The 25886-nt window shown below is 73.5% G+C and carries 17 protein-coding genes and 1 pseudogene; 15 read left to right on the plus strand and 3 right to left on the minus strand.

Annotation, left to right across the window (positions count from 1 at the left end):
• Nucleotides 1–208: 208 nt before the first annotated feature.
• Complete coding sequence (locus ABZX85_RS15840; RefSeq protein ID WP_355867652.1) at nt 209–1519, plus strand: MFS transporter; 1311 nt, start codon at nt 209–211, stop codon at nt 1517–1519.
• 147 nt (nt 1520–1666) lie between these two features.
• Nucleotides 1667–2458: an IclR family transcriptional regulator gene (locus ABZX85_RS15845; RefSeq protein WP_355867655.1), complete on the plus strand. Its 792-nt coding sequence runs from the start codon at nt 1667–1669 to the stop codon at nt 2456–2458.
• Between the two features lie 46 nt (nt 2459–2504).
• On the opposite strand, the gene ABZX85_RS15850 is transcribed toward ABZX85_RS15845, so the two are convergent.
• Nucleotides 2505–3065 (minus strand): XRE family transcriptional regulator, encoded by a 561-nt coding sequence (locus ABZX85_RS15850; protein ID WP_355867658.1) that lies wholly within the window; start codon nt 3063–3065, stop codon nt 2505–2507.
• Between the two features lie 110 nt (nt 3066–3175).
• Between ABZX85_RS15850 and ABZX85_RS15855 the strand changes: the two genes are divergently transcribed.
• The 8 genes from ABZX85_RS15855 to ABZX85_RS15890 all read left to right on the plus strand — a co-directional run bounded on the left by ABZX85_RS15855 (nt 3176) and on the right by ABZX85_RS15890 (nt 17697).
• Nucleotides 3176–4144, plus strand: coding sequence for a zinc-binding dehydrogenase (locus ABZX85_RS15855; protein WP_355867661.1), 969 nt, complete (start codon nt 3176–3178; stop codon nt 4142–4144).
• A gap of 12 nt (nt 4145–4156) precedes the next feature.
• Nucleotides 4157–5095 carry a 3-carboxyethylcatechol 2,3-dioxygenase gene (locus ABZX85_RS15860; RefSeq protein WP_355867664.1) on the plus strand — a complete coding sequence of 313 codons (939 nt, stop codon included), beginning with the start codon at nt 4157–4159 and terminating at the stop codon, nt 5093–5095.
• A gap of 5 nt (nt 5096–5100) precedes the next feature.
• Nucleotides 5101–5877 carry a fumarylacetoacetate hydrolase family protein gene (locus ABZX85_RS15865; RefSeq protein WP_355867667.1) on the plus strand — a complete coding sequence of 259 codons (777 nt, stop codon included), beginning with the start codon at nt 5101–5103 and terminating at the stop codon, nt 5875–5877.
• Nucleotides 5874–6809 carry an acetaldehyde dehydrogenase (acetylating) gene (locus ABZX85_RS15870; RefSeq protein ID WP_355867670.1) on the plus strand — a complete coding sequence of 312 codons (936 nt, stop codon included), beginning with the start codon at nt 5874–5876 and terminating at the stop codon, nt 6807–6809. Before ABZX85_RS15865 ends, ABZX85_RS15870 begins: the two co-directional genes overlap by 4 nt.
• Entirely contained in the window at nt 6806–7813 is a 1008-nt protein-coding gene (gene dmpG, locus ABZX85_RS15875) for a 4-hydroxy-2-oxovalerate aldolase (RefSeq protein WP_355867673.1), read from the plus strand. Before ABZX85_RS15870 ends, dmpG begins: the two co-directional genes overlap by 4 nt.
• An 826-nt stretch (nt 7814–8639) precedes the next feature.
• Nucleotides 8640–9638: a class I SAM-dependent methyltransferase gene (locus ABZX85_RS15880; RefSeq protein ID WP_355867676.1), complete on the plus strand. Its 999-nt coding sequence runs from the start codon at nt 8640–8642 to the stop codon at nt 9636–9638.
• Nucleotides 9639–9772: 134 nt separating this feature from the next.
• A complete protein-coding gene (locus tag ABZX85_RS15885; RefSeq protein WP_355867679.1) occupies nt 9773–16837 on the plus strand; it encodes a type I polyketide synthase in 7065 nt (2354 codons plus the stop codon).
• A 47-nt stretch (nt 16838–16884) separates the two neighbouring features.
• Complete coding sequence (locus ABZX85_RS15890) at nt 16885–17697, plus strand: SDR family oxidoreductase (RefSeq protein ID WP_355867682.1); 813 nt, start codon at nt 16885–16887, stop codon at nt 17695–17697.
• Between the two features lie 64 nt (nt 17698–17761).
• Here the strand turns inward: ABZX85_RS15890 and ABZX85_RS15895 are convergent, their stop codons facing one another.
• Nucleotides 17762–18238, minus strand: coding sequence for a hypothetical protein (locus tag ABZX85_RS15895; protein ID WP_355867685.1), 477 nt, complete (start codon nt 18236–18238; stop codon nt 17762–17764).
• Between the two features lie 82 nt (nt 18239–18320).
• On the opposite strand from ABZX85_RS15895, the pseudogene ABZX85_RS15900 reads away from it, so the two are divergent.
• A pseudogene (locus tag ABZX85_RS15900) lies at nt 18321–18513 on the plus strand (alpha/beta hydrolase); the annotation flags it as partial.
• Here the strand turns inward: ABZX85_RS15900 and ABZX85_RS15905 are convergent.
• A complete protein-coding gene (locus ABZX85_RS15905) occupies nt 18491–19552 on the minus strand; it encodes a LacI family DNA-binding transcriptional regulator (protein ID WP_355867687.1) in 1062 nt (353 codons plus the stop codon). The pseudogene ABZX85_RS15900 and the gene ABZX85_RS15905 overlap by 23 nt on opposite strands.
• Before the next feature lie 172 nt (nt 19553–19724).
• Between ABZX85_RS15905 and ABZX85_RS15910 the strand changes: the two genes are divergently transcribed.
• The 4 genes from ABZX85_RS15910 (at nt 19725) to ABZX85_RS15925 (ending at nt 25880) form a co-directional block, all read left to right on the plus strand.
• Nucleotides 19725–20591: a sugar ABC transporter permease gene (locus tag ABZX85_RS15910; RefSeq protein ID WP_355867690.1), complete on the plus strand. Its 867-nt coding sequence runs from the start codon at nt 19725–19727 to the stop codon at nt 20589–20591.
• Nucleotides 20588–21409: a carbohydrate ABC transporter permease gene (locus tag ABZX85_RS15915; RefSeq protein ID WP_355867693.1), complete on the plus strand. Its 822-nt coding sequence runs from the start codon at nt 20588–20590 to the stop codon at nt 21407–21409. The genes ABZX85_RS15910 and ABZX85_RS15915 overlap by 4 nt, the downstream gene beginning before the upstream one ends.
• 23 nt (nt 21410–21432) lie before the next feature.
• Complete coding sequence (locus ABZX85_RS15920; RefSeq protein WP_355867696.1) at nt 21433–22689, plus strand: extracellular solute-binding protein; 1257 nt, start codon at nt 21433–21435, stop codon at nt 22687–22689.
• A gap of 86 nt (nt 22690–22775) precedes the next feature.
• Nucleotides 22776–25880 (plus strand): family 78 glycoside hydrolase catalytic domain, encoded by a 3105-nt coding sequence (locus ABZX85_RS15925; RefSeq protein WP_355867699.1) that lies wholly within the window; start codon nt 22776–22778, stop codon nt 25878–25880.
• The last annotated feature ends 6 nt before the right edge of the window (nt 25881–25886 follow it).

Here is a 25886-nt window from a genome sequence, read left to right on the forward strand (position 1 = left end):
ACCCGGGAAGCGGCGGCCCAGTGCCCGTTCCGTGGTGCGGCACACCGCTTTCCAGGGCGTTCACCACGCCCGTTCCGTACAGCGGCACACGGGCGCCGCCACGGAATCACCCCCTCTCTACAGTCCCGTCTCCAGTCCCCTTCACGTCGTTCATGACCTTCGTGCACCTCGCGTCCGTCATGTCCGCGAACGTTCGGAGAGCCGCTCCATGTCCGAAACCACCCGTGCCGTCGAGGCACCCCCGGCACCGAAGACCGACGTGTCCCGCGTCGCCGTCGCCAGTCTCGTCGGCACCGTCGTCGAGTACTACGACTTCGCCGTGTACGGCACCGCAGCCGCCCTCGTCCTCGGCCCCGCCTTCTTCCCCTCCGGGAACTCCACCGTCTCCACCCTCGCCGCGTTCCTCACCTTCGCCGCCGCGTTCCTCGCCCGCCCCGTCGGCGTCGTCCTGTTCGGCACCATCGGCGACCGCCTCGGCCGTAAACGCGCCCTGGTCCTGTCGCTGGTCATGATGGGCGTCGCGACCGTCGGCGTCGGCCTGCTGCCCACCTACGAGACCGCCGGCGTCCTCGCCCCGGTCCTGCTGGTCACCCTGCGGCTCGTGCAGGGCGTCAGCATGGGCGGCGAATGGGGCGGGGCGGTGCTGCTCGCCGCCGAGCACGCGCCCCCGGGGCGGCGCGCCCTGTACGCGTCGATCCCGCAGGCGGGGCCGCCGCTCGGCTTCCTGCTGTCCAGCGCGGTGATCCTGCCGACGCTCGCGATCGCGGGCAAGGACGGCTTCGAGGACGGCGCCTGGCGCATCCCGTTCCTGCTCAGCGCCCTCCTCGTCGTCATCGGCCTGTGGGTGCGCAGCCGGGTCACCGAATCGCCCGTCTTCCAGCAGCAGCGCTCCGCCGAACCCGCCCCGCGCTTCCCCCTCGGCACCCTGCTGCGGGAACACCCCGGCAAGATCCTCCTCGGCCTCGGTGTGACGGTCGGCGGCTCCGCCGTCTACTACCTGACCGTCGTCTACAGCCTGTCGTACGGCCCCAAGGCGCTCGACATCCCCCAGTCCACGATGCTCACCGCCGCCAGCGTCGCCGCCGGCGTCGCCGCGCTGGTGACCGTGCCGACGGCCCGCGTCGCCGACAAGGTGGGCCGGCGGCCCGTGATCATCGCGGGCGCGGCCGGCAGCGTGCTGTGGGCGCTGCCCATGTTCGGCTCGCTGGAGACGGGGAACGGCTGGCTGATCACCGGCGCGTTCACGGTCGGCCTCACCCTCTTCACGTTCATGTTCGCGCCGATCGCCGCGTTCCTCCCCGAACTCTTCCCGGCCCGCCTGCGCTACACCGGCGCCTCCGCCGCCTTCATCCTCGCCAACACCCTCGGCGGCGGCTTCGCCCCCCTCGTCGCGACCTGGCTCACCGCCCACTGGGAGTCCCCCCTCGTGCTCGGCGCCTACGCCGGCTCCCTGTGCCTGGTGAGCCTCGGCTGCGCGCTCGCCCTGCCCGAGACCCGCGACCGGGTTTTCACCCAGTGAAAAGGGGTCCCGCCTGCGCAGACGCGTACGGCGGGACCTCTGTTGCGGGCCTGCGCACAAGACGTTTACAAGCGCCGCGTGGGTCTCATAGATTGGACAGGCGTCCACTTCAATGGTCAGCCGGTGCTTCTTCCTCAGGAGTCCCCCATGCCTGCTCCTCCCCCCATGTCCGTTCACCCCGATGCCGCGACCGACCAGCAGACCGCGGTCGACAAGGCGCTCGGCCTCCTCAAGTCCCTCGCGGAGGAGGACGAGGACATCGGCGTCAGCGAACTGGCCCGCCGGGCCCGCCTCACCAAGTCCACCGCCTTCCGCCTGCTGGGCATCCTCCAGCGCAACGAACTCGTCGAGCGGGTGGGCAGCAACTACCGGCTGAGCACCCAGCTCTACGACATGGGCAACCGCGTCTACGGCCCCACCCCGCAGCTCCTCCAGGAACGGCTCCTGCCGTACCTCGCCGATCTGTACGAACTCACTCACGAAACGATTCACCTGGCGGTGCTGCGGGGCACGGAGATCGTCTACGTCAACAAGATCCACGGCCACCGCACGACCCGCTCCCCCTCCCGGATCGGCGCCCGGCTGCCCGCCTACTGCACAGGCGTCGGCAAGGCCCTCCTCGCCTTCGACCACGACGCCGCCGAGGCCGCCGTCGCCGCGGGACTGCCCGCGCGCACCGAGTACACCCTCACCGACCCCGACCGGCTCCGCTCCGACCTCGGCCGTATCCGCCGCGAGGGCATCGCCTACGACCGCCAGGAGGTCGCCCTCGGCCTGACCTGCGTCGCCGTCCCCATCATGGGCCCCGCCGGCCGCCCGGTCGCCGGCCTGTCCGTCGCCGGCGCCGACCACCGCTTCGACCCCGTCCGCTACGCCCCCGCCCTGCGCCGCGTGGCCTACGCCGCGGCCCGCACCCTCACCGTCCGCCCCACGGCCTGACGGCACACCGGGCCGGTCCGGAAGAACGAGCCGCCGTGACACCGCCTCAGAGCCGCACTCCGCCGTACGGCACACTCACCATGACGTGCACGACGCTCACCCCGTGCAGCGACTCGTACACGTGCGGCCGGTCGCCCGGATAACGCACCGAATCGCCCGCCGACAGTTCGACCGGGCTGTCGGCGGGCCCCACCCGCACCCGCCCGCTCACCACGTACACCTGCTCCAGCGTGCCCGCCGGATGCGCCTCGGCCGCCCCGCCCTCGCGGGCCGGGACCCGCACGAGGAAGTTCTCGACGACACCCGAGCCGTACACCTGCCCGAGCGCCCGCCACTCGTAACCGGCGGCGCGCTCCCACCCGACCTCCTCGCCCCGGTGCACGGCGACGGTCCGGCCCCGGTCCGCGACCAGCCGGGCGACCGGCACCCGCAGCGCCGCAGCGATCGCGAACAGCGTGTCCACCGTCGGATTGCCCGTCCCCTGCTCCAGCCGCGACAGCGTCTGCTTCGCGAGCCCCGCCCGCCGCGCCAGCTCGGTCTGGGACAGCCCGCGCCGCTCCCTGAGTAACCGGACGTTGTGCGCCACCAGCGCGTTTTCCGAGGACACACGACCACTCTAAGCACGCCGCGCCGCCCGGCAGCTCCGGACCCGCCTTGTGTGCTGCACAGCGGAACACGAGCTGGGGAACCCCGCCCGGTCCGGGCGAACGTGACCGGGTGCTAGCTGCAACCGCCATCTCCCAGAGCGCCGCCGACCCGCTGTCGGGCCTGGTGCTGCGCGACGTCCCCGAGCCCGCGCCGAAGCCCGGCTGGTCCCGGGTCCGCGTCGTGGCCTCCTCCCTCAACATGCACGACCTGTGGACCCTGAGGGGCGTCGGCCACCCGCCGGAGCGGCTCCCGATCGTCCTCGGCTGCGACGCCGCCGGCTACGACGACGACGGCAACGAGGTCATCGTCCACCCCGTCCTCGGCGACCCGGACGCCGGGCGCGGCGACGAGACCCTCGACCCCGACCGGGCGCTGCTGTCCGAGCGGCACGACGGGGCCTTCGCCGAGTACCTGACCGTCCCGACCCGCAACCTCGTGCCGAAACCGGCCTGGCTCTCCTTCGACGAGGCCGCCTGCCTGCCCGTCGCCTGGACGACCGCCTACCGCATGCTGTTCACGCAGGCCCGGATCACCGCCGGGGACCGGGTCCTCGTCCAGGGCGCGGGCGGCGGCGTCGCCTCCGCGGCGATCCGGCTGGCCGTCGCCGCCGGGGCCGTCGTCTACGCCACCAGCCGCAGCGAGACCAAACGCGCCGAGGCGCTCGCCTGGGGCGCCCGCGCCGCGCTCGCCACCGGGGAACGGGTCCCGGAACGCGTCGACGTCGTCATCGAGACCGTCGGCGAGGCGACCTGGTCGCACTCCCTGAAGTCCCTGCGCCCCGGCGGCGCGGTCGTCATCGCCGGCGCGACCAGCGGCACGAACCCGCCGGCCGACCTCGGCCGGATCTTCTACCTCCAGCAGCGCGTCCTCGGCTCCACCGGCGCCACCCGCGCCGAACTCGTCGCGATGCTGCGGATGATGGAGGCGACCGGCACCCGTCCCGTGATCGACCGGACGCTGCCGCTGACGGACATCCACAAGGGATTCCAGCTCATGATCGACGGCGGACTCACCGGCAAGCTCGTCATCCACCCCTAAGGAACCTTCGCCATGACCGCAGCCGCCGTGGGGTTGTCCCACTCGCCGCTCATCGGGAAGAACGACCCCGAACCCGACGTCCTCCTGAGGGTCGAGAACGCCGTCGACGCGGCACGCTCCTTCATCCGGGACTTCGACCCCGAACTCGTCGTGCTCTACGCCCCCGACCACTACAACGGCTTCTTCTACAAGGAGATGCCCCCCTTCTGTCTCGCCACCGAAGCACACGCGGTCGGCGACTTCGACACCCAGGCGGGCCCCCTGTCCGTCGACACGGCCGCCGCCAGAGCCCTCGCCCAGGGCGTCCTGGACCGGGGCGTCGACCTCACCGTCTCCGCCCGCATGACCGTCGACCACGGATTCGCGCAGCCCCTCGAAGTCCTCTTCGGCGGCATCGACCGCGTCCCCGTCGTCCCCGTCTTCGTCAACGGTGTCGCCACCCCGCTCGGCCCGGTCAGCCGGGTCCGCGCCCTGGGCACCGCCCTGGGCGAGGCCGCCGCCGAACTCGACCGGCGGGTCCTGTTCCTCGCCTCCGGCGGCCTCTCCCACGACCCGCCCGTCCCCGTCCTCGACGGTGCCCCGCCCCGCGTCGCCGACGCCCTCATCGAGGGCCGCCCCCCGACCCCGGAACAACGCGCGCGCGGCGAGCAGCGGGTCGTCCAGGCGGGCCGCGACTACGTGGCCGGCTCCTCGGCGATGATCCCCATCAACCCCACCTGGGACAACCGGCTCCTCGACCACCTGGAGAAGGGCGAGCTGGCCGAGTTCGACAGCTGGACCGTCGCCGGGATGGCCGTCGAGGGCGGCGGCTCCGCACACGAGGTCCGCTCCTGGATCGCCGCGTTCGCCTCACTGGCCGCGACCGGCGCCTACGACATGACATCCCGTTTCTACGAGCCGATACCCGCGTGGATCGCCGGGTTCGCCGTCGCGACGGCACAGGGAAGGTGACCCGGATGACCGTGCAGGAAGCCGCCGAGCGACTGGCCGGGGCGAGCGCCTCGGGAAGCCCCGTCGCCCCCGTCCGTGACCTCCTCGGCACGACGGACCTCGACGCCGCCTACGCCGTCCAGCAGGAGCTGACCCGGCGCCGCCTCGCCGGGGGCGCGGTCGTCACCGGCCGGAAGATCGGCCTGACCTCACCCGCCGTCCAGGCCCAACTGGGCGTGGACCAGCCCGACTTCGGTGTCCTCTTCGCGGACATGGACGTCTCCGCGCTCGCGGAGGTGCCCTCGGAGAGACTCCTCCAGCCCAAGGCCGAGGCGGAGATCGCGTTCGTCCTCAGGGCGGACGTGACCGACCCGGCGCGAGCCCGGGACGCCGTCGCGTACGCGGTCGCCGCGCTGGAGATCGTCGACAGCCGGATCGCCGACTGGGACATCTCCCTCACGGACACGGTCGCCGACAACGCGTCCAGCGGACTGTACGTCCTGGGCGGACGCCGGCTCACCCTCGACGAGTTCGAGCCCCGGGAGGCGGACATGCGGCTGTACGCCGGTGACGTCCTCGTCTCCGAGGGGTCGGGGGCCGCCTGCCTCGGCGATCCGCTGAACGCGCTGGAGTGGCTGGCACGGACGGCGCTCGCCTTCGGGGAGCCGCTGCGCGCCGGGCAGGTCGTCCTGTCCGGGGCGCTCGGACCCATGGTCCCGGCACCGCCGGGGACCCGGATACGGGCCGAGGTGGGGGCGCTCGGCGAGGTCACGGCCGTGTTCTCGGAGAAGAGGGACGCATGAGTACCGGACGGACCAAGGTCGCCGTCATCGGGTCCGGCAACATCGGCACCGACCTGATGATCAAGATCCTCCGGCTGTCGGAGACGCTGGAGATGGCCGCGCTGGTCGGCATCGACCCCGAGTCGGACGGCCTCGCGCGCGCCGCCCGGCTCAAGGTGCCGACGACCCACGAGGGCGTGGACGGGCTGATCGCGATGCCCGGGTTCGACGAGATCGCGATCGTCTTCGACGCGACCTCCGCGAAGGCGCACATCGCCAACGCCGCGAAGCTCGCGCCCTACGGCAAGAAGCTCCTCGACCTGACCCCCGCCGCCCTCGGCCCGTTCGTCGTGCCGCCCGTCAACCTCGACGAGCACCTCGACGCGCCGAACCTCAACATGGTCACCTGCGGCGGCCAGGCCACCATCCCGATGATCGCGGCCGTCGCCGCCGTCACCCCGGTCCACTACGGCGAGATCGTCGCCTCCATCGCCTCCAAGTCCGCCGGGCCCGGCACCCGCGCCAACATCGACGAGTTCACCGAGACGACCGCGCACGCCATCGAGACGGTCGCCGGGGCCGCGCGCGGCAAGGCGGTCATCGTCCTGAACCCCGCCGAACCGCCGATGATCATGCGGGACACGGTGTTCTGCCTGATCGGGGACGCGGACCACGACGCGATCCGGGCGTCCGTGAAGGAGATGGCCGAGCGGGTCGCCCAGTACGTCCCCGGGTACCGGCTGAAGCAGGAGGTCCAGTTCACGCCGGTCACGGACGACGAACCCGTGCACACCCTGCTGCCCGAGGACGCCGGGCCGGTCACCACCCGCGTCTCGGTGTTCCTCGAAGTCGAGGGCGCCGCCCACTACCTGCCCGCGTACGCCGGGAATCTGGACATCATGACCTCGGCCGCCGTGCGCGTCGCCGAGACGATCGCGAAGGCCGGACGATGAGCACCGAGCTGTACATGCAGGACGTCACCCTCCGGGACGGCATGCACGCCGTCCGCCACCGCGTCGACCCCGCCGACGTCGCCCGGATCGCGGGCGCCCTCGACGCCGCCGGGGTCGACGCGATCGAGGTCGCCCACGGCGACGGGCTCGCGGGCGGCTCCCTCAACTACGGGCCCGGCAGCCACACCGACTGGGAGTGGATCGAGGCGGCGGCCGACGCCGTCGAGAACGCCGTCCTCACCACCCTCCTCCTCCCCGGCATCGGCACCATCGCCGAACTCCGGCACGCCCACGCCCTCGGCGTCCGCTCGGTCCGTGTCGCCACCCACTGCACCGAGGCCGACATCGCCGCCCAGCACATCGCCACCGCCCGCGAACTCGGCATGGACGTCTCCGGGTTCCTGATGATGAGCCACATGGCCCCCGCCCGGGAACTCGCGGACCAGGCCAAGCTGATGGAGTCCTACGGCGCGCACTGCGTGTACGTCACCGACTCCGGCGGCCGGCTCACCATGGACGGCGTCCGCGACCGCGTCCGCGCCTACCGGGACGTCCTCGACCCCGGGACCCAGATCGGCATCCACGCCCACGAGAACCTCTCCCTCTCCGTCGCCAACAGCGTCGCCGCCGTCGAGGAAGGCGTGACGCGCGTCGACGCCTCCCTCGCCGGACAGGGCGCCGGCGCCGGGAACTGCCCCATCGAGGCGTTCACCGCCGTCGCGAACCTCCTCGGCTGGAGACACGGCTGCGACCTGTTCGCCCTCCAGGACGCCGCCGACGACCTGGTACGGCCCCTGCGCGACCGCCCGGTCCAGGTCGACCGCGAGACCCTCACCCTCGGGTACGCGGGCGCCTACTCCAGCTTCCTGCGGCACGCCGAGACCGCCGCCGGACGCTACGGGGTGGACGCGCGGACGCTGCTCATGGAGGTCGGCCGACGGGGACTGGTGGGCGGCCAGGAGGACATGATCGTCGACATCGCCCTGGACCTCGCGGGGAAGTGACCACGAGGGACTTCCCGGCGCAGTGTCACCTGCACTCGCCCATCTCCAACCATCGTCGTGCCACCCCGTGGCACGACGGCGTGACCCCTGAATGCGCTAGGTCTTTTCTGGTGGCAGCCCGGTAGCGAGCTCTCCGACACACGAGCGTTCCGTGTCCCGACCCGCCGGGGTTCCCCCGCATGACCGGCTCGACAGGAAGGCACGCCGTGCGCAGACACCTCGAATGGCGCCCGCCGAGACCGGAACGCGGCCGATGAGGACCGCCGCCGCCCTCGGAGGGAGACCGAGGGTCCGGGCCCCGGCCGGCCGCACGGGCGTCACCCCCGTGACCCGCGAGCACGGCTGCCCCGGCGACCTTGCCCCGCTCGGCTGACGTGCGCCGGCCTCGACGGACGAGGGGCGGGCCCGTGACGCGTCCGGGACCCCGGCCCGCAGGGGACGCGCCCCCGCCGGGCCCGCCCGCGTCGAGGCGCGCCGGCCGCGCACGGCGCCGGACACCGCCGCCGGCCGCGTCGAGTCGCTCCTCGGCACCGGCCGGGTGTCCGCCCCCCGGCTCCCCGCCCGGCGCCCCCACCCCGGCCCCGCCCCGGAACCCGCACCCCGACGCCACGCCCCGGTGCCCGCGCCCGCCGGCTCCGCCCCGGCCGCCGCGACGGCCGCCCGCGAGCCGCGCCGCCGCTCCTCGTCGCGAACGCAGTGGGAGCGCTCGCATGATCCTCCGCCCCCGCGTCGCCCCCGCCGGCACCGCCACCCCCTGCGAGGTCCTCGCCTTCGTGCGCCGCGCCGGAGCCGCCCGCACCCCCCACCCGCCCCCAGGAGACCCCCGATGACCACCGACACCGTCGCCCCCCTCTCCATGCGCCAGGCGTTCAACGGCACCGTCCTCGCCTCCGCCGTCACCGCCGCCGCCGAACTCGGCCTCGTCGACCAGCTCGACGAGCACCGCGCCTGCGCCCTCGACACGTTCGCCCGCGACCACGGCCTCAGCTTCCGCGCCCTGCGCCTCATCGCGGACGTCCTGGAGGGCGCCGACGCCGTCGCCACCGTCCACGACGGCGTCACCCTCGTCCCCGGCCCGCGCTTCACCGAACTCCGGGAGAACAAGGGCTACCTCGTGTGGCTCGTCAAGGGCCACGCGCCGATCCTCGCCCAGGCCGACACCTTCGCCCGCGCCGGCCGCGGCCAGGACGCCGCGCGGCTGCGGGACGGCCGCGCCATCGCCCGCGCCTGCCACGACTACGGCCGCTTCCACGTCGACCCCGTCTTCGACCGGGTCACCGCGGGCCTCGCGTTCGAGTGCGCCGCCGACCTCGGCTGCGGCAGCGGACACCGTGTCATCCGGCTCGCCCACCGCTACCCCGGCAAGCGGTTCGTCGGCCTCGACCCCGACGAGGGCGCCGTCGAGACCGCCACCAAGGCCGTCGCCGACGCCGGACTCCGCGACCGCGTCGAGATCGTCCACGCGGACGTCTCCCGCCCGGCGAGAGGCCGCCACCCCGGAGTCGACCTCGTGTTCTCCTTCTTCCCCGGCCACGACCTGTGGCCGCTGGAGGAGTGCGTGACCTCCCTCGGACAGGTCCGCCGGGCGTTCCCCGACGCCCGCCGTCTCCTCCTCGGCGACACCTACCGCTCCGACCTCAGCAGCGACGCCGCCGCCCCCGTCTTCTCCCTCGGCTTCGAGTACACCCACGCCCTCATGGACCAGTACATCCCCTCCCCGGGCGACTGGGAGGCCGCCATCGCCCGCTCCCCGTGGCGGCTCGCCGACCGCACCGAACTCGACCTCCCCTACAGCTGCATCTTCCACCTGACGCCGAGGCACTGACCGCGGCACCGACCGCACCCCGGGGCCCGCGGCGGCGGGGGCACGCAGCCCCGGGGCACCCCGCACGTTCCGCCCGGCAGTGCCGGATCATTGACGCAAGTCCATCCATGACCGCACCGCGAGAAGAGACACAGATGCGCGCGACCCCCAGCGACCTGGTCCGACCGCTGCCCGAACTGCTGCGCGGGCACGCGGAGTCACGCGGGACGAAGATCGCGTTCTCCGACCCCCGGCGCACCGTGACCCACGCCGGCCTGGAACGCCGCACGGCCCGCCTCGGCGGCCACCTCGCGGGCCTCGGACTGCCGAAGGGCTCCCGGGTGGCGATCCTCCTCGGCAACCGCGTCGAGATCGTGGAGAGCTACCTCGGCGTCAACCGGGCGGGCTGCGTCGCCGTCCCCGTCAACCCGCACTCCTCCGACGCCGAACTGGCCCACGTCCTCACCGACAGCGACGCCCTCGCCGTCATCACCGACACCGCCCACGCCGGCCAGGTCCGCACCGCCCTGCCGCCCGGGGACCGGCACGTGATCGTCGTCGACGACGGCTACGAGGACATCGTCACCCGCGACCCGCACACCCCGCCCCGCGACGACCTCGGCCTCGACGAACCCGCGTTCCTGCTCTACACCTCCGGCACCACCGGCCTCCCCAAGGGCGTCCTGTCGACCCTGCGCGCCGTCCTGTGGAACGCCACCACCTGCTACGCGCCGATCATCGAACTGTCCCCGGACGACACGCTGCTGTGGCCGCTGCCGCTGTCCCACTCCTTCGGCCACAGCCTGTGCGTCGTGGCCGTCACCGCCGTCGGGGCCTCCGCGCACCTCGTCCCAGGGTTCGCCCCCGCCGAGGTCCTCGCCGAACTGCGCGCCCGCCCCTACAGCTTCCTCGCCGGTGTGCCCACGATGTACCACAACCTGGTCCACGCCGCCGCCACCGAAGGGCTCACCCTGCCCGCGCTGCGGGTCTGCCTCGTCGCCGGCGCGGTCACCACCCCCGCGCTCGCCGAGTCGTTCCGGACCGCGTTCGGCGTCCCGCTCACCGACCACTACGGCTGCACCGAGACCAACGGCCCCATGGCCACCATGCGGCCCGGCGGCGACCCCCGCCCCGGCTCCTGCGGACTGCCGCTGCCCGGCCTCGGCCTGCGCGTCGTCGACCCCGACACCGGCGCGGACGTCCCCACCGGCGCCGAGGGCGAGATCCTGGTCAAGGGCCCGAACCTGATGCTCGGCTACCACAACCGGCCCGAGGCCACCGCCGAGGCGCTGAAGGGCGGCTGGTACCACACCGGCGACCTCGCCCGCCGCGACGCGGACGGCTACCTGTGGATCACCGGCCGCCGCAACCACGTCATCATCCGGGGCGGCGAGAACGTCCACCCCACCGAGATCGAGGCCGTCCTCCTCAAGGCGCCCGGCGTCCGCGACGCCGCCGTGACCGCCCTGGACGACGAGGAGTTCGGGCAGCTCCCGGCCGCGCTCGTGGTACCCGGACCGGACGGCGTGGACTGCGCCGACCTGTTCGCCCGCTGCCGGCGCGAACTCGCCTACTTCAAGGTGCCGGTGGAGATCAGGGCCGTCGCCGCGCTGCCGAGGACGGCCACCGGCAAGGTGCTGCGCCGTCTGCTGGCCGACCTCCCCGGCCGGCTCCTCGGCGTCTCCGGCGCCCACGAGGGGCTGCGACTCGTCCGGGCCGACGGCGAGCCGGTCCCCGTGCCCGGCGCCGAGCCGCTGCGGTCCTGGGCCGGCCGCGAGGTCGCCGTGACGGGCGACGACGCCCGCCTGGTCGACCTCCTCGCCGGACATCTGACCGACGGACACGGCGCACAGCTCGTCGAGGACGGCATCCCCGTCACCGTCACCGGTACCACCGTCACCGTCGCCGGGACGACGCTGGTGCTCGCCGAGGGGCTCACCGACCGGCGGGTCCGCGACGCGTTCGACGTCGCCCTGAGCAGGCCCGGCGCCACCCTCGTCACCGCCCTGAGTCCGGTGGAACCGCAGCAGCTCCCCGAGCGGGCCGACCTCACCGGCGGCGACCTCCACCGCACCCTCCTCGACGTCGTCACCCGCGAAGTCGCCGTCGTCCTCGGCGAGTCCACCGCCGTCGACCCCGACCAGGCACTGCGCGAGCACGGCCTCACCTCCGCCGACGCCGTCCGCCTCCGGGACCGCGTCGCCGCCGCCACCGGCCTGCGCCTGCCCACCACCCTCGTCTTCGACCACCCCACCGCCCGCGCCGTCGCCCGCCACGTGCACACAGAACTCACGGGCGGCGCCGAGGAGTCGGCCCCCGCCGTCACCACGGCCGCCGACGACGACCCCGTCGTCCTCGTCGGGCTCGCCTGCCGATACCCCGGCGGTGTCACGACCCCCGACGAGCTGTGGCGGCTCGTCGCCGAGGAGACCGACGCCACCTCCGGCTTCCCCGAGGACCGCGGCTGGGACCTGGAGCGGCTCCATGCAGGCTCCACCACCCGGCGCGGCGGATTCCTGCACGACGCGGGCGACTTCGACGCCGAGTTCTTCGGGATCTCGCCCCGCGAGGCCCTCGCCACCGACCCCCAGCACCGGCTGCTCCTCGAACTCGCCTGGGAGGCCCTGGAACGCGCGGGCGTCGACCCCGCCTCCCTGCGGGGCGAACGCGTCGGCGTCTACGCCGGGCTCATGCTCCACGACTACATCGGCGACCTCGACCGGGTCCCCCGCGAACTGGAGGGCTACCTCGCCACCGGCGTCCAGGGCGGCGTCGCCTCCGGCCGCATCGCCTACACGCTGGGCCTGCGCGGACCCGCCCTCACCCTCGACACCGCCTGCTCCTCCTCCCTCGTCGCCCTCCACCTCGCCGCCCAGGCCGTCCGGCGCGGGGAGTGCGAACTCGCCCTGGCCGGCGGGGTCGCCGTCATGGGCAGCCCGCAGGGCTTCCTGGAGTTCAGCAAACAGGGCGCGCTCGCCGAGGACGGGCGGTGCAAGCCGTTCGCCGAGGCCGCCGACGGCACCGGCTGGGCCGAGGGCGCCGGACTCGTCGTCGTCGAACGGCTCTCCCGCGCGCGCCGCGCCGGGCACCCGGTGCTCGCGGTGATCCGCGGGTCGGCCGTCAACCAGGACGGCGCCTCCAACGGCATCACCGCGCCGAGCGGCACCGCCCAGCGCGAGGTGATCCGCCTCGCCCTCCAGGACGCCGGGCTCCGGCCGGGCGACGTGGACGCCGTCGAGGCGCACGGCACCGGGACCCGGCTCGGGGACCCGATCGAGGCGGGGGCGCTCCTCGCGACGTACGGGCAGGGGCGCGACGTACCGCTCTGGCTCGGGTCGCTGAAGTCGAACATCGGGCACACGCAGGCCGCCGCCGGGGTCGGCGGGGTCATCAAGGTCGTCCAGGCGATGCGTCACCGCACCCTGCCGAGGACCCTGCACGTGGACGCGCCGACCTCGCACGTCGACTGGGCGGCGGGGGACGTCCGGCTGCTGACCGAGAGCATGCCGTGGCCGGAGCGGGGGCGCCCGGCGCGGGCCGCCGTCTCCTCGTTCGGGATCAGCGGCACCAACGCCCACCTCATCCTGGAGGAGCCGCCGGGCGAACCCGCGCCGCCGGTCGCCCCCGAACCGGAGGCCGTTGCCCTGCCCCTGTCCGCCAAGTCCCCCGAACGCCTCCGCGACTGGGCCGCCCGCCTCCTCCCCGCCACCACGGCCACCACCCCTTCCGCCCTCGCCCACTCCCTCGCCACCACCCGCGCCCGCTTCCCCCACCGAGCCGTCGTCATCGGCACCGGCCACGACGCACTCCTGGCCGGCGTACGGGCCGTGGCCGACGGGAAACCCGCCCCGAACGTCGTCACCGGCACCGCCGACGTCGACGGCAAGACCGTCTTCGTGTTCCCCGGACACGGCACCCAGTGGGTCGGCATGGCCGACGGACTCCTGGGCGAGTCCGTGTTCGCCGAGTCCCTCCTCGCCTGCGAACGCGCCCTCGCCCCGCACGTCGACTGGTCGCTCACCGAGGTCCTCGCCGACCCCGCCCGGCTGGAACGCGTGGACGTCGTCCAGCCCGCCCTGTTCGCCGTGACCGTCTCCCTCGCCGCCCTGTGGCGCGCCCACGGCGTCGAACCGGACGCCGTGCTCGGCCACTCCGTCGGCGAGATCGCCGCCGCACACGTCGCCGGCGCGCTGCCGCTGGAGGAGGCCGCGCGGATCGTCGCCGTACGCGGACAGGTCACCGCCGGACTCGGCGGCGGCACCGGCATGGTGGCCGTGTCGGCACCCCGCGAGCAGGTCGACTGGCTCGTCGAGAGGTGGCCGGACCGGCTGTGGGTGGCCGGGCTCAACGGCCCGAACTCGACGTCGGTCGCCGGGGACGACCTCGCCCTCAAGGGCCTCCTCGCGGAGTGCGCCCTCGACGGCGTCCACGCCCGCCGTGTCCGCATCGGCTACGCCTCCCACTCGCCCCGCGTGGAACCCCTGCGCGAGGAGTTCCTCGCCCGGCTGGGCGAGGTGCGCACGGCCGAGCCGGCCGTGCCGATGTACTCCACCGTCGACCTGGAGTGGGCCGACGCCTCCGCCCTCACCGCCGAGTACTGGTACCGCAACCTCCGCGAACCCGTCCGCTTCCGGCCGGCCGTCGAACACCTCACCGAGCTCGGGTTCCGGGTCTTCGTCGAGTCCGGCGGCCACCCGGTCCTCGCCCCCGCGATCGAGGAGACCCTGGACGACACCGGCACCACCGCCGTCGTCACCGGCACCCTCCGCCGCGACGACGGCGGCCCGGACCGCTTCCTCGCCTCGGCCGCGCAGTTGTACGTCCGGGGCGTGGACGGCGTCCGCCTCACCCCCGCCGCCGGCCGGCCCGTGCCGCTGCCCACCACCCCGTTCCGGCGCCGCCGCTACTGGCTCACCACCGCCGCCGCACCCCGGACGGCCGGCGGACACCCGCTGCTCGGGTCGCTGGTGGAGTCCGCGCGCAGCGGGGAACTCGTCGCGACGAGCCGGATCTCACCCGTCGACCAGCCCTGGCTCGCGGACCACGCCGTGAACGGCACCTGCCTGCTGCCGGGCACCGCCCTGCTGGACCTCGCGCTGCGGGCCGCGCGGGGGAGCGTCGGCGAACTCGTCATCCAGGCGCCCCTGGTGCTGTCCCGGCAGGGCACGGCCGAACTCCAGGTCGTGCTGGACCCGGCACAGGGCACGGTCGAGGTGTTCAGCAGGACCGACCGGCCCGGCAGCCGCTGGCAGCGCAACGCCCACGGCTCCGTCCACGGGGCGGCCCCGGCCGGGTTCGAACCGGTCCTGCCGCCGGCCGGCGCCGAGCGGCTCGACGTCGACTACGCCTCGCTCGCCGCCCGCGGCTACGAGTACGGGCCCGCCTTCCAGGGCGTCCGGGCCCTGTGGCGGCACGGCGAGGAACTCTTCGCCGAACTCCGGCTGCCCGAGGAGGCGCCCGGCGGGTTCGACGGCACCGGACTGCACCCCGTGCTCGGCGACACGGCCCTGCACGCCCTCGCCCTCACGGCCCCCGCCGCCTCCGACGTCTCTGGGGGCGAGGTCCGCCTGCCGTTCGTCTGGCGCGACGTGTGGGCGGGGGACCGGCAGGACACCGACGCGTACGTCCGCCTCGTGCCCGACGGGCAGGAGGTCCTGGTGGAGGTGTCGAGCCTCGACGGGGCACCGATGTTCCGGGGGACGCTCGGGCTGCGGAGCGTGGCGCTGCGGGAGCTGACGGGGGCGGTGCCGACGGACTCGGTGTACCGGACGCGATGGACGGAGGTGGCCGGGACGGGTACGGGTGCGGGGACAGCGGGTGCGGGGGCGCCGGACGCCGAGGTGTACACGCCGCCGCCGGGCGACGTCCGCAAGGCGACCCTCGACACACTGGCGCGGCTCCAGCAGTGGCTGGCGGGGGAGGAGGGCCCGCTCGTCGTCCTCACCCACGCCGGCGACCTCGCGCACGCCGCCGCGCGCGGACTCGTGCGCTCCGCGCAGGCCGAGCATCCCGGGCGGTTCCTGGTGGTGGAGACGGACGCCGATCCGCGTTCGGCGGACCGGGTCCCGGACGCGGTGGCGGCGGCCCGGCCGCACGTCCGGATCACCGGGGGACGGCTCCAGGAACCGGAGCTGGCGCGCGTGGCGCCGGCGCGCGGCGCGCGGCCCGACCTCGGCGGGGGCACGGTCCTGGTGACCGGCGGCACCGGCACGCTCGGGTCGCTCCTCGCCCGGCACCTCGTGACCGAGTACGGGGTGCGCAGCCTGCTGCTCACCAGCCGGCGCGGGGGAGGGGAGGCGCTCGTCGCGGAACTGCGCGAGCTGGGCGCCGAGGTGGTGGTCGCCGCGTGCGACGCCGCCGACCGGGAGGCCCTCGCCGGCGCGCTGTCCCTCGTACCGGAGCGGTTCCCGCTGGTCGGGGTCGTGCACGCGGCCGGGGTCCTCGCGGACGGGGTGGTCACCGGGATGACCGCCGACCAGGTCGAGGAGGTGCTGCGGCCCAAGGTCGACGGGGCGCTGAACCTGCACGAGCTGACCCGGGACACCCCGCTCGCCGCGTTCGTCCTGTTCTCCTCCGTCGCCGGTGTCCTCGGCAGCCCCGGGCAGGGCAACTACGCCGCCGCCAACGCCTTCCTGGACGCCTTCGCCGAGCGCCGCAGGGCCGAGGGACTGCCGGTCCAGGCCCAGGCGTGGAGCTTCTGGGAGGAGATCACCGCGATGACCGCGACCGTCCGCGACCGCGACTTCCCCGACGGCACGCTCCCCCTGCCGACCCCCTTCGCCCTCGCCCTCTTCGACGAGGCGCTCCGCCAGGACGAGGCGGCCCTCACCCTGGCCTCCTTCGACCTTGGCCGGCTGCGGCTGCGAGGGGCACCGGGGCTGCTGCGGGGCCTGGTCCCGGCCGCACCGGTCACCGCGCCGGCCGTCGACCTGCGCACCCTCGCCCCGGCCGAGCGCGCCGAACGCCTCCTCACCGAGGTGCGGTCCATCGCGGCGGAACTCCTCGGCCACGAGGACGCGCGGGCCCTGTCGATGGACCGGGACCTGCACGAGTTCGGGCTCGACTCCCTGACGGCCGTGGAGCTGCGCAACCGGCTGAGCGCCCTCACGGGGCTGCGGCTGCCCGCGACGCTGGTGTTCGACCACGCGGCGCTGCGGGGGCTCGCGGAGCATCTGGACCGGGAGCTGGGGGCGGAGCTGTCGGCAGAGGCGGGCGGCTGAACCGGGCCGCTCGCCATGGGGTCGATTTCTCAGAAAGGTGGTTGATCATGCCGGAGGTTGTGATGTCACAGGGTCCGACGGACCTGTCCGGGCTGCGGGTCCTCGTCACCGGCGCGGCCGGCGGACTGGGCCGGGCCGTCGCCGAGGCCGCGCACGCGGCGGGCGCGGAGCTGGTGCTGACCACGCGGACCGCCGAGTCGCAGGCAGCGGCGGCGGCAGGGCTGGACGGCGGGCCCGAGGTGGTCACGGCCGTCGCGGACGTCACCAACGACGCGGAACTGGCCGCCGCCGTCAAACTCGCGACCGACCGCCTCGGCGGCATCGACGTGCTCATCAACAACGCCGGTGTCGCCGGGCCGGCGGGCCCCGCCTGGGAGAGCGACCCGGTGGAGTGGCAGCGCGCGATGGACGTCAACCTGGGCGGCACCCTCGCCGCCTGCCGCGCGGTGCTCCCCGGCATGATCGAGCGCGGCCGGGGCCGGGTCATCACGATCTCCAGCCACGCCGGCCACACCCGCTGGCCCTACGTCAGCGCCTACTCGGTCTCCAAGGCGGCGATCAACAAGCTCACCGAGAACCTGGCGATCGAACTCCTCCCGCACGACATCGCCGCCTTCAGCTACCACCCCGGCCTCCTCGACCTCGGCATCGGAGCCGCCCCGGCCCACGAGGCGGTGGACCCCTGGCAGCGCCGGATCGACTCCTGGCTCGCCGCCCAGCGCCGGTCCGGCGGCTACGCCACCCTCCCCGCCGCTCTCGCCAACCTGCTGCGCCTGGCGAGCGGCGAGGCCGACGCGCTGACGGGCCGCTACCTGACGTACGAGGACGACCTCACGGCCCTGGTCGCCGCCACCGGGTGACCTGCGGAGCAGGGTTCTCGCCGGCCCCGCAGGCTTTCGGCATCGACGACGGGGCCGGCGAGAGTCAGGGACCGGGGGGCCGGTCGTCGGTGAGGGCGTCGATGGTGTCGTGGAAGGTCCGCAGGACGGCGAGGAACCCGCTCCGCCCCCACAGGGAGATCCCCAGCACGGTCACGAAGACGGCGGTCAGATGGACCGCGCCCGGCAGATCCCGCCCGGACACCGCCCGCAGCGCCGACCGGTCGCCCCGCGCCCAGGCCCGCGTCGCCTCCGAGATCGCGAACTCGTAGTGCGGCGGGGCGACCGCGGCGACCTCGTCGGCACACCGCACGATCCGCCCCGAGTCGTGCCGCGCGCCGGTCAGTTCCATGATGCCGGCCGTGGTGTGCAGCAGCCCGCTCAGCACGGCGTACACCTCCAGCCGGCCCCCCTCGTCCAGCCCCGCCAGCACGCCCTCCACCGCCTCCGCGTCACAGTCCGCGTAGGCCCGCAGAACCCCCAGCGCACGGTCCCGGCCCGCGCCCTCCACCGCATCGCTCATTCCACCGACGATAGGGATCTTCCCGCCCCGAGAGATCGGTCCGACGACGCATCGGGCCTCGGCAGAAAGCACTAGGACCACGATGACGGTACCGAGCTGCGCGCCATGATCCGGACGGCCGTCCGCGCCTACCGCGTCCGCCGCCCGGCCCCGCTGCCGCTGACCGACGGCGAGCTGTCCACGATCCGCACCCCGCTCTGCGCGCTGTTCGGATCGACCACGCGACGGAGACCAACCGCCGTGTGCTGGAGTTCATGGCCTCCGTTGAAGCCTGAGCTGTCCCGGGGCCGCCGTGCTGCGGCGTACCACCAGGGTCGGTGACAGTTTCACCTGGGCCGACGGCTTTCCCCGGTCCTCGATGCGGTCGAGGAGGAGGCGGGCCGCGTTGTCGCCCAGCTGTCGGCCGGCCTGGTCGACGCTGGTGAGGGAGACGGGGGCGAGGGCGGCGAGGGCGGTGTTGTCGTAGGCGGCGAGGGAGAGGTCGCCGGGGGTGGTGAGGCCGGCCTCGGAGAGGGCCTCCAGGACGCCCATCGCGACGATGTCCGCGCCGGCGAACACGGCGGTGGGGCGCTGAGGGCGGGCCAGCAGCTCGCGCGCCCCCTCGTAGCCGCCGCGCTGCGTGTAGCTCGTCGACACGACGTCGTCCACCAGCCCGTGCGCCCGCATCGCGCGCCGGTAGCCGTCCGCCCGCTGGGCGTTGGGCATCTCCGCGGCCCGCGTCGGATCGGTCTCGCGGTGCTCGATGTGGGCGATCCGGCGGTGCCCGAGCTCCACGAGATGGCCGACGACGAGGGCGGCGCCGGCGACGTCGTCGTCCACGACCGTGTCGTACGCGGCGGAGTGGCCGTGCCGGCCGACGACGACCGTGGGGACGGTGGCCGCGACCGCTTCGAGGCGGGTGCGGGAGGAGACCGGGGCGACGAGGACGAGGCCGTCCATGCCCCGGTCGATCATCGCCTCCGTGACCCGGGCCTCCTCCTTCTCGCCGTTGCAGCCGGGGCCCAGGAACACCTGGTAGTCGGTGTCGGCGAGCCGCCCGGTGATCCCGTCGAGGATCTCGGGGAAGAACGGGTTGCGGATGTCCGGCAGCATCACCCCGACCGTGTACGTCCGCCCCCGCAGCCCCCGCGCGGCGGCCAGCGGACGGTACCCCAGCTCCTCGATCGCGCGCCGCACCCTCGCCCGCATCTCGGGGCTCGCGCCGTAGGCGTTGCGCAGCACCTTGGACACCGCGGTCGTCGACACCTGGGCGTGCCGCGCGACGTCGACGATGGTGACGCGGCGTGGCGGCGTGGGCTGCGTGGGCGGCGTCATCCCGAGGGCCTCCGATCGAACGGGAAACGTTGCCCGGCAGTCTACTGCGCGATCTCTTGACGTCCCCCCGGTCCCTCCTTAAGGTCTGGCCACACCCTTTGGGAAACGTTACCCACTCCGGAACCGCTCCACCCGCACCCCTCTTTGAAACGTTCCAAGGAAGAGGCCGGCTGTGACCACCCGCCGAAGAACCACCCCGCCCTGGTGGTTCACCCTCCCCGCGCTGCTGCTCTTCGCCTTCGTCGTCCTCGTCCCGAGCGCCCGCGGCGTCTACTACGCCTTCACCGACTGGGACGGCCTCGACCCGCACTTCTCCTTCGTCGGACTCGGCAACTTCACCGACATGCTCGACGACGCCGACGCGCTCGCCGCGATCCGCCACACCCTCCTGATCGCCGCCGCCGTCACGGTCGTCCAGAACGCCCTGGGCCTGCTGCTCGCCCTCGGCGTGAACTCCGCGATCAAGACCCGCCACCTCCTGAGGGTGCTGCTGTTCGCCCCGGCGGTCATCACCCCCATCGTCACCGCCTACCTGTGGCGCAACCTGCTGGGCCCGGACGGCGCCGTCAACACCGTCCTCGGCGCCCGCGCCCAGGACTGGCTGGGCGACCCCGACCTCGCCCTGTGGTCCGTCGTCGGCGTCACCGTCTGGCAGTACGCGGGCTACTCGATGGTCATCTTCCTGGCCGGACTCCAGTCCGTGCCCCAGGAGATCCACGAGGCCGCCTCCATCGACGGCGCCGGACCTCTGCGCCGGTTCTGGTCCGTCACCCGTCCCCTGCTGGCCCCCGCGCTCACCGTCAACCTGATGCTCTCGGTCATCGGCGGCATCAAACTCTTCGACCAGGTCTACGCCCTGACCGGCGGCGGCCCCGGACACGCCACCGACACCATCTCCACCCTGATCTACAAAGACGCCTTCACCCTGGGCGAGTTCGGCTACGGCATCGCCCTCGCGGTCGTCCTCACCGCCGTCGTCGCCACCGTCTCCACCGGCCAGTACACGCTGCTGGCCCGCGGCGAGAGGGCCGCCTCATGAGCCGCTACCGCCCCCGCACCCTCGCCCTCGAACTCGCCATGACGGCAGCCGCCCTGTGCGTCGCGTTCCCCGTGTACGTCCTCGTCAACCTGGCGCTGAGACCCGCCTCCGACACCTCCTCACCGCTCACCCCGACCTCTTCGCCCACGCTGGACAACTTCCGGCAGGCATGGGAACAGGGCGCGCTCGGCGGGGCGCTGGCCAACAGCCTGCTCGTCACCGCGTGCAGCGTCGCCGTCGTCCTCGCCGTCTCCGCGCTCGCCGCCTACCCGCTGGCCCGCGTCACGGCCCGCTGGTCGCGGGGCACGTACCTCGTGGTCCTCCTCGGCCTCGTCCTGCCCTTCCAGCTCGGCGCGCTGCCGCTCTACCAGACGATGCGCGACCTCGGACTGCTCGGCACCCCGTGGGCGCTCGTCCTCTACTACGCCGGACTCCAGGTGCCGTTCACCGTCTTCCTCTACACCGGGTTCCTGCGCGCCCTGCCCCGCGACTTCGAGGACGCCGCCCTGCTCGACGGGTGCACACCGCTCAAGGGGTTCCGGTACGTCGTCCTGCCGATGCTCAAGCCCGTGACCGTGACGGCCCTCGTGCTCAACACGGTCGCGGTGTGGAACGACTTCTTCACGCCCCTGCTGTACCTCAGCGGCAGCGGGCAGCAGACCATGTCGGTCGCGATCGCCGGGTTCGTCGGCCAGTACGTCACCGACTGGAACCTCGTCTTCGCCGCGCTGGTCATCAGCGTCCTGCCGGTCCTCGCCGTGTACTTCGCGCTCCAGCGCAGCATCATCAACGGCTTCGCGGGAGGGCTGCGGGGATGAGACCTCTCCGAGGGGAACACACCATGAAGACACGTCTCCCGGTGGCCGCGCTGGCCGCCGTCGCCCTGCTCGCCGCGTGCAGCGGGGGCACCAACTCGGGGGGTTCCGGAGGGAGTTCTGGAACCCTGACGGTCGCCTCCGTCGACCAGGGGTCCGTCGAGGCCGTCGTCGCGGCGTTCGAGACGGCCAACCCCGGCGTCGACGTCCGCCTCACCACCAGCGGCGCCGACCAGTACCAGCAGCAGATCCGCACCCAGCTCTCCTCGGGCACCGCACCCGACGTCATGTCGGTGTGGCCCGGCGACGGCAACCCCGCCGCGACCCACGTCCTCGCCCGCCCCGGCTACCTCCGCGACCTCTCCGACCGGCCCTGGGCGGCGAAGCTCCCGGCCGCGATCAAGGCCGTCGCCCAGGACGACGGGAAGACGTACACCGCGATCTTCGGCCAGAACGGCATCGGCGCGATCTACAACCAACAAGCACTCGACAAGGCCGGGCTGACCCCGCCGGACACCTGGAGCGGACTCCTCGCGTTCTGCCGGGCGGCGAAGGAGAAGGGCACCCCCGCGTTCGCGCTCGGCATCCAGGACAACTGGGTCACCCAGCTCGTCCTGTACGCCCTCGTCGCCACCACCGTCTACGGGCCGGACCGCGACTTCGACCGGAAGATGCGGGCCGGTGACGCCACCTTCGCGGCCTCGCCGTGGACCACCGCCCTCGACAAGTACCTGGCGATGGAGAAGGAGGGCTGCTTCCAGAAGAACCCCCTCGGCACCAGCTACGAGGCCAGCCAGCAACTCGCCGCCACCGGCAGGACATTGGGCCTCGTCCAGGGCAACTGGGTCATCGCCCTCCTCAAGGGCAAGAACCCGGAAGGCACCTTCACCTTCAAGGCGCTGCCGGCCACCGACACCCCCGCACAGACCCTCGTCCCCGCCGCCGCGGGCGCCGGATACGGCGTGAACGCCAAGGCGAAGAACGAGCGGCTCGCCCTCAAGTTCGTCGACTTCGTCATGTCCCCCGAGGGCATGAACCTGTTCGCCTCGAAACAGGGAAGCCTCCCCACCCTCCCCGGCACGGGCCACCGCACGGACCCCGCCCTCACCGACCTCGCCGCCTACATCACCACGGGCCGCACCGTGCCCTTCATGGACCAGCTCTGGCCCGACGCGAAGGTCCAGCAGACCATGCTCAGCGGCCTCCAGGAGATCTTCAGCGACCGGTCCACCCCGGCGCAGCTCCTCAAGGAGATGGACGCCGACTACCGCGCCGCACGCTGATCCCTTCGGCAGCCGCCTCTTGGAAGCCGCACTCCGCCCCACCAGGAAACCGGCGCCGACCCACCCCCACAGAAAAGGACCCCGGTGTGACCCATGAACCAGGAACCCCGCACGGCCTCCCTCGCCGAACCGTCCTCGCCGCCACCGCCGGAGCTGCCGTCGCCGGCGCGCTCCCCCCGCCCCCGGCCTCGGCCGCACCCCGCCCCCGTTCCCGGGACGGCGAGGTGACCGCCCTCACCGTCGAACACCGCACCGACCCTCTCGGCATCGACACCCCCGCCCCCCGCTTCGGCTGGCACACCCGCTCCGACGCCCGAGGCACCGCCCAGGGCGCCTACCAGATCCTCGTCGCCACCTCCCCCGACCGCCTCACCGCCACCCGCGCCGACATCTGGGACAGCGGACGCGTCCCGTCCTCCGACGCGGTCGCCGTCCGCTACGCAGGCCCCGCCCTGCGCCCCTCGACCCGCTACCACTGGACCGTCACCGCCTGGGACACCCACGGCCGCACGATCGGCACCGCCCCCGTCGCCTTCTTCGAGACCGGCCTGCTGAGCACCGACGGCGTCACCGGCTGGGACGGCGCCCAGTGGATCGGCATGAAGGACAAGACCCCGAACACCCCCGGCGCCCCTCTCCTGCGCACCGAGACCCCCTTGCGGACCAGGGTCCGCGAGGCCCGCCTCTACCTCTCCGCCCTCGGCGTCTACGACGCGTACGTCAACGGCCGCCGCCTCACCGTCCCCCAGGACGGCAACCCCACCGTCGAACTCCTCCCACCGGGCTGGACGAACTACGACGCCCGCTCCACCTACCTGACCTACGACGTCACCGAACTCGTCGGCCGGGCAACGACGCTGACCCTGGCCGCCGTCCTCGGAAACGGCTGGTACAACGGCCGCATCTCGGAAGGCAGCACCTACTACAGCGGCGACGGCAACCCCCTCGCCCTCAAGGCGAAACTCCTCATCCGCTACACCGACGGCACCACCCATTCCCTCGTCACCACCCCCGACACCACCTGGAAGGCCACCGACACCGGCCCCTGGCGGGCCGACGACATCTACGACGGCGAGACCTACGACGCCCGTCGGGAACTGCCGGGCTGGACCGAGTCCGGTCACGACACCGGCACTTGGCGGGACGTCGTCCAAGTGCCCCACGCGAGCGCCAAGTTGCTCGCCTACCCTGCCGACTCCGCCCGCCTGATGCCCCGCTGGGACCGCCGGCCGCAGTCGGTCACCGTCGCGACCGGCGTCACCGGACAGGAGGACAGCCCCCACGGGCGGGGCCGGATCGTCGTCGACCGGGCCCGGACCGTCACCGACCCGGAGAAGGCGGCCCGCGCGCACGTCACCATCGGCGCCGGCGACACCGCCGTCTACGACCTCGGCCAGAACATGGTCGGCGTCGCCCGCTACAGCCTGCGCGGACCGGCGGGCGCCCGGGTCGAGCTGCGGTTCGCCGAGATGCTCAACGACGACAGCGCGGGCGCCGACGGCCCCGAGGGCTCCGTCTACCGAGCCAACCTCCGCAGTGCCAAGGCCACCAGCACGTACATCCTGAAAGGCGACCGCACCGGCGAGACCCGCCAGGACACCCTCACCTTCTACGGCTTCCGGTACGTGTCCGTCACCGCGAGCGACACCGTCACCATCACCGCCCTCACCGGCAAGGTCGCCACCTCCGCGATCCGCGAGACCGGCACCCTCACCACCGACGACCCCGACGTCAACCAGCTGATCGGCAACGTCCGTTGGGGGCAGCGCGGCAACTACCTCTGGGTCCCCACCGACTGCCCCCAGCGCGACGAACGCCTCGGCTGGACCGGCGACACCCAGATCTTCGCCGCCACCGGCCTCTACAGCACCGACGCGGGCGCCTTCCTCACCCACTTCCAGGACACCGTCGTCGACTCCCAGACCATCTACGGCGAGGACAGGGCCCAGTTCACCGGGGTCGCCCCCGGCGGGCGCTACAACTTCCCCGGCGGCGGCAGCGGTTGGGCCGACTGCGGGGTCGTCCTGCCCTGGACCGTCTGGCAGATGACCGGCGACGCGACGATCGTCCGCGACAACTGGCCCGCGATGGTCCGGTACCTGGACTGGATACGGGGGAAGACGGGCGACACCTACGCCGGACAGGGCTCCCTCACCGGAGACTGGCTCGCCCCGCAGAAGACCAGCGCCCAGCTCACGAGCGACGTCTACTACGGGTACGTCGCCCACCTGATGGCCCGGATGGCACCGGCGATCGGCCGCGCCGGCGAAGGGCGGGCCTACGAGGAGCTGTTCGGGCACATCCGGCAGGCGTTCATCGCCAAGTACCTGACGGGGGAGGGGAGTTCGGTCACCGTCAGGTCGAGCCTCGGCCCGGCGTCCCCGATCGAGCCCGGCGCCGACCCGAACCAGAAGACCGAGGACAACACCCAGACCGCGCTCCTGTGGGTCCTGAAACTCGGCTTCTACGAGACCGAGGCCCAACGCCGCGCACTGGTCGGCCTGCTGGCGGACAACATCGGCAACGACGCCGCGTACAAGGCAGCCCACCCCGACAGCAGCCGGGTCCGGTACGCCGAGAACACGCTCTCCGTCGGCTTCCTCGGCGTCAACGTCCTCGCCCCCGTCCTCAGCGACGAGGGCCGCGCCGACCTCGCGTACCGGCTCCTGCACCAGGACGCGATGCCGTCGTGGCTGTACTCGGTCCGCAACGGCGCGACGACCGTCTGGGAGCGGTGGAACTCCTACTCCCGGGACGACGGTTTCGGGCCCGTCAGCATGAACTCCTTCAACCACTACGCGTACGGCGCGATCGTCGAGTGGATGTACGCCTACATGGCGGGCATCGCCCCCGACCCCGAGCACCCCGGCTTCAAACGGTTCGTCCTGCGCCCCCACCTCGACCCGACCGGCCGCATCGGGCACGTCGCCGCGTCCCACGTCTGCCCGTACGGCGAGATCCGCAGCGAGTGGACCGTGGCCGACACGGGCCGGAGCCTGACGTACGAGGCTCTCGTCCCGGCCAACACCGAGGCGACCCTGAGCCTGCCGGCCGCCTCGGCGGACTCGGTTAGGGAGGGACGTACACCGCTCGCGCGGGCGGACGGGGTGCGGTTCCTCGGACACGCGGACGGAGTGGCGTCGTACCGGCTCGCGTCGGGGCGGTACCGGGTGGACGTCCGCCTGCGCTGACCACGA

This window comes from Streptomyces sp. NPDC004539 (genome assembly GCF_040610055.1).
Lineage (GTDB): Bacteria > Actinomycetota > Actinomycetes > Streptomycetales > Streptomycetaceae > Streptomyces.

Bases quoted from the DNA above. Each gene is read 5' to 3' on its own strand.
- ABZX85_RS15840 (WP_355867652.1), top strand. From the start codon at position 209: ATGTCCGAAACCACCCGTGCCGTCGAGGCACCCCCGGCACCGAAGACC.
- ABZX85_RS15845 (WP_355867655.1), top strand. From the start codon at position 1,667: ATGCCTGCTCCTCCCCCCATGTCCGTTCACCCCGATGCCGCGACCGAC.
- ABZX85_RS15860 (WP_355867664.1), top strand. From the start codon at position 4,157: ATGACCGCAGCCGCCGTGGGGTTGTCCCACTCGCCGCTCATCGGGAAG.
- ABZX85_RS15865 (WP_355867667.1), top strand. From the start codon at position 5,101: ATGACCGTGCAGGAAGCCGCCGAGCGACTGGCCGGGGCGAGCGCCTCG.
- ABZX85_RS15870 (WP_355867670.1), top strand. From the start codon at position 5,874: ATGAGTACCGGACGGACCAAGGTCGCCGTCATCGGGTCCGGCAACATC.
- dmpG (WP_355867673.1), top strand. From the start codon at position 6,806: ATGAGCACCGAGCTGTACATGCAGGACGTCACCCTCCGGGACGGCATG.
- ABZX85_RS15880 (WP_355867676.1), top strand. From the start codon at position 8,640: ATGACCACCGACACCGTCGCCCCCCTCTCCATGCGCCAGGCGTTCAAC.
- ABZX85_RS15885 (WP_355867679.1), top strand. From the start codon at position 9,773: ATGCGCGCGACCCCCAGCGACCTGGTCCGACCGCTGCCCGAACTGCTG.
- ABZX85_RS15890 (WP_355867682.1), top strand. From the start codon at position 16,885: ATGCCGGAGGTTGTGATGTCACAGGGTCCGACGGACCTGTCCGGGCTG.
- ABZX85_RS15895 (WP_355867685.1), bottom strand. From the start codon at position 18,238: ATGAGCGATGCGGTGGAGGGCGCGGGCCGGGACCGTGCGCTGGGGGTT.
- ABZX85_RS15905 (WP_355867687.1), bottom strand. From the start codon at position 19,552: ATGACGCCGCCCACGCAGCCCACGCCGCCACGCCGCGTCACCATCGTC.
- ABZX85_RS15915 (WP_355867693.1), top strand. From the start codon at position 20,588: ATGAGCCGCTACCGCCCCCGCACCCTCGCCCTCGAACTCGCCATGACG.
- ABZX85_RS15920 (WP_355867696.1), top strand. From the start codon at position 21,433: ATGAAGACACGTCTCCCGGTGGCCGCGCTGGCCGCCGTCGCCCTGCTC.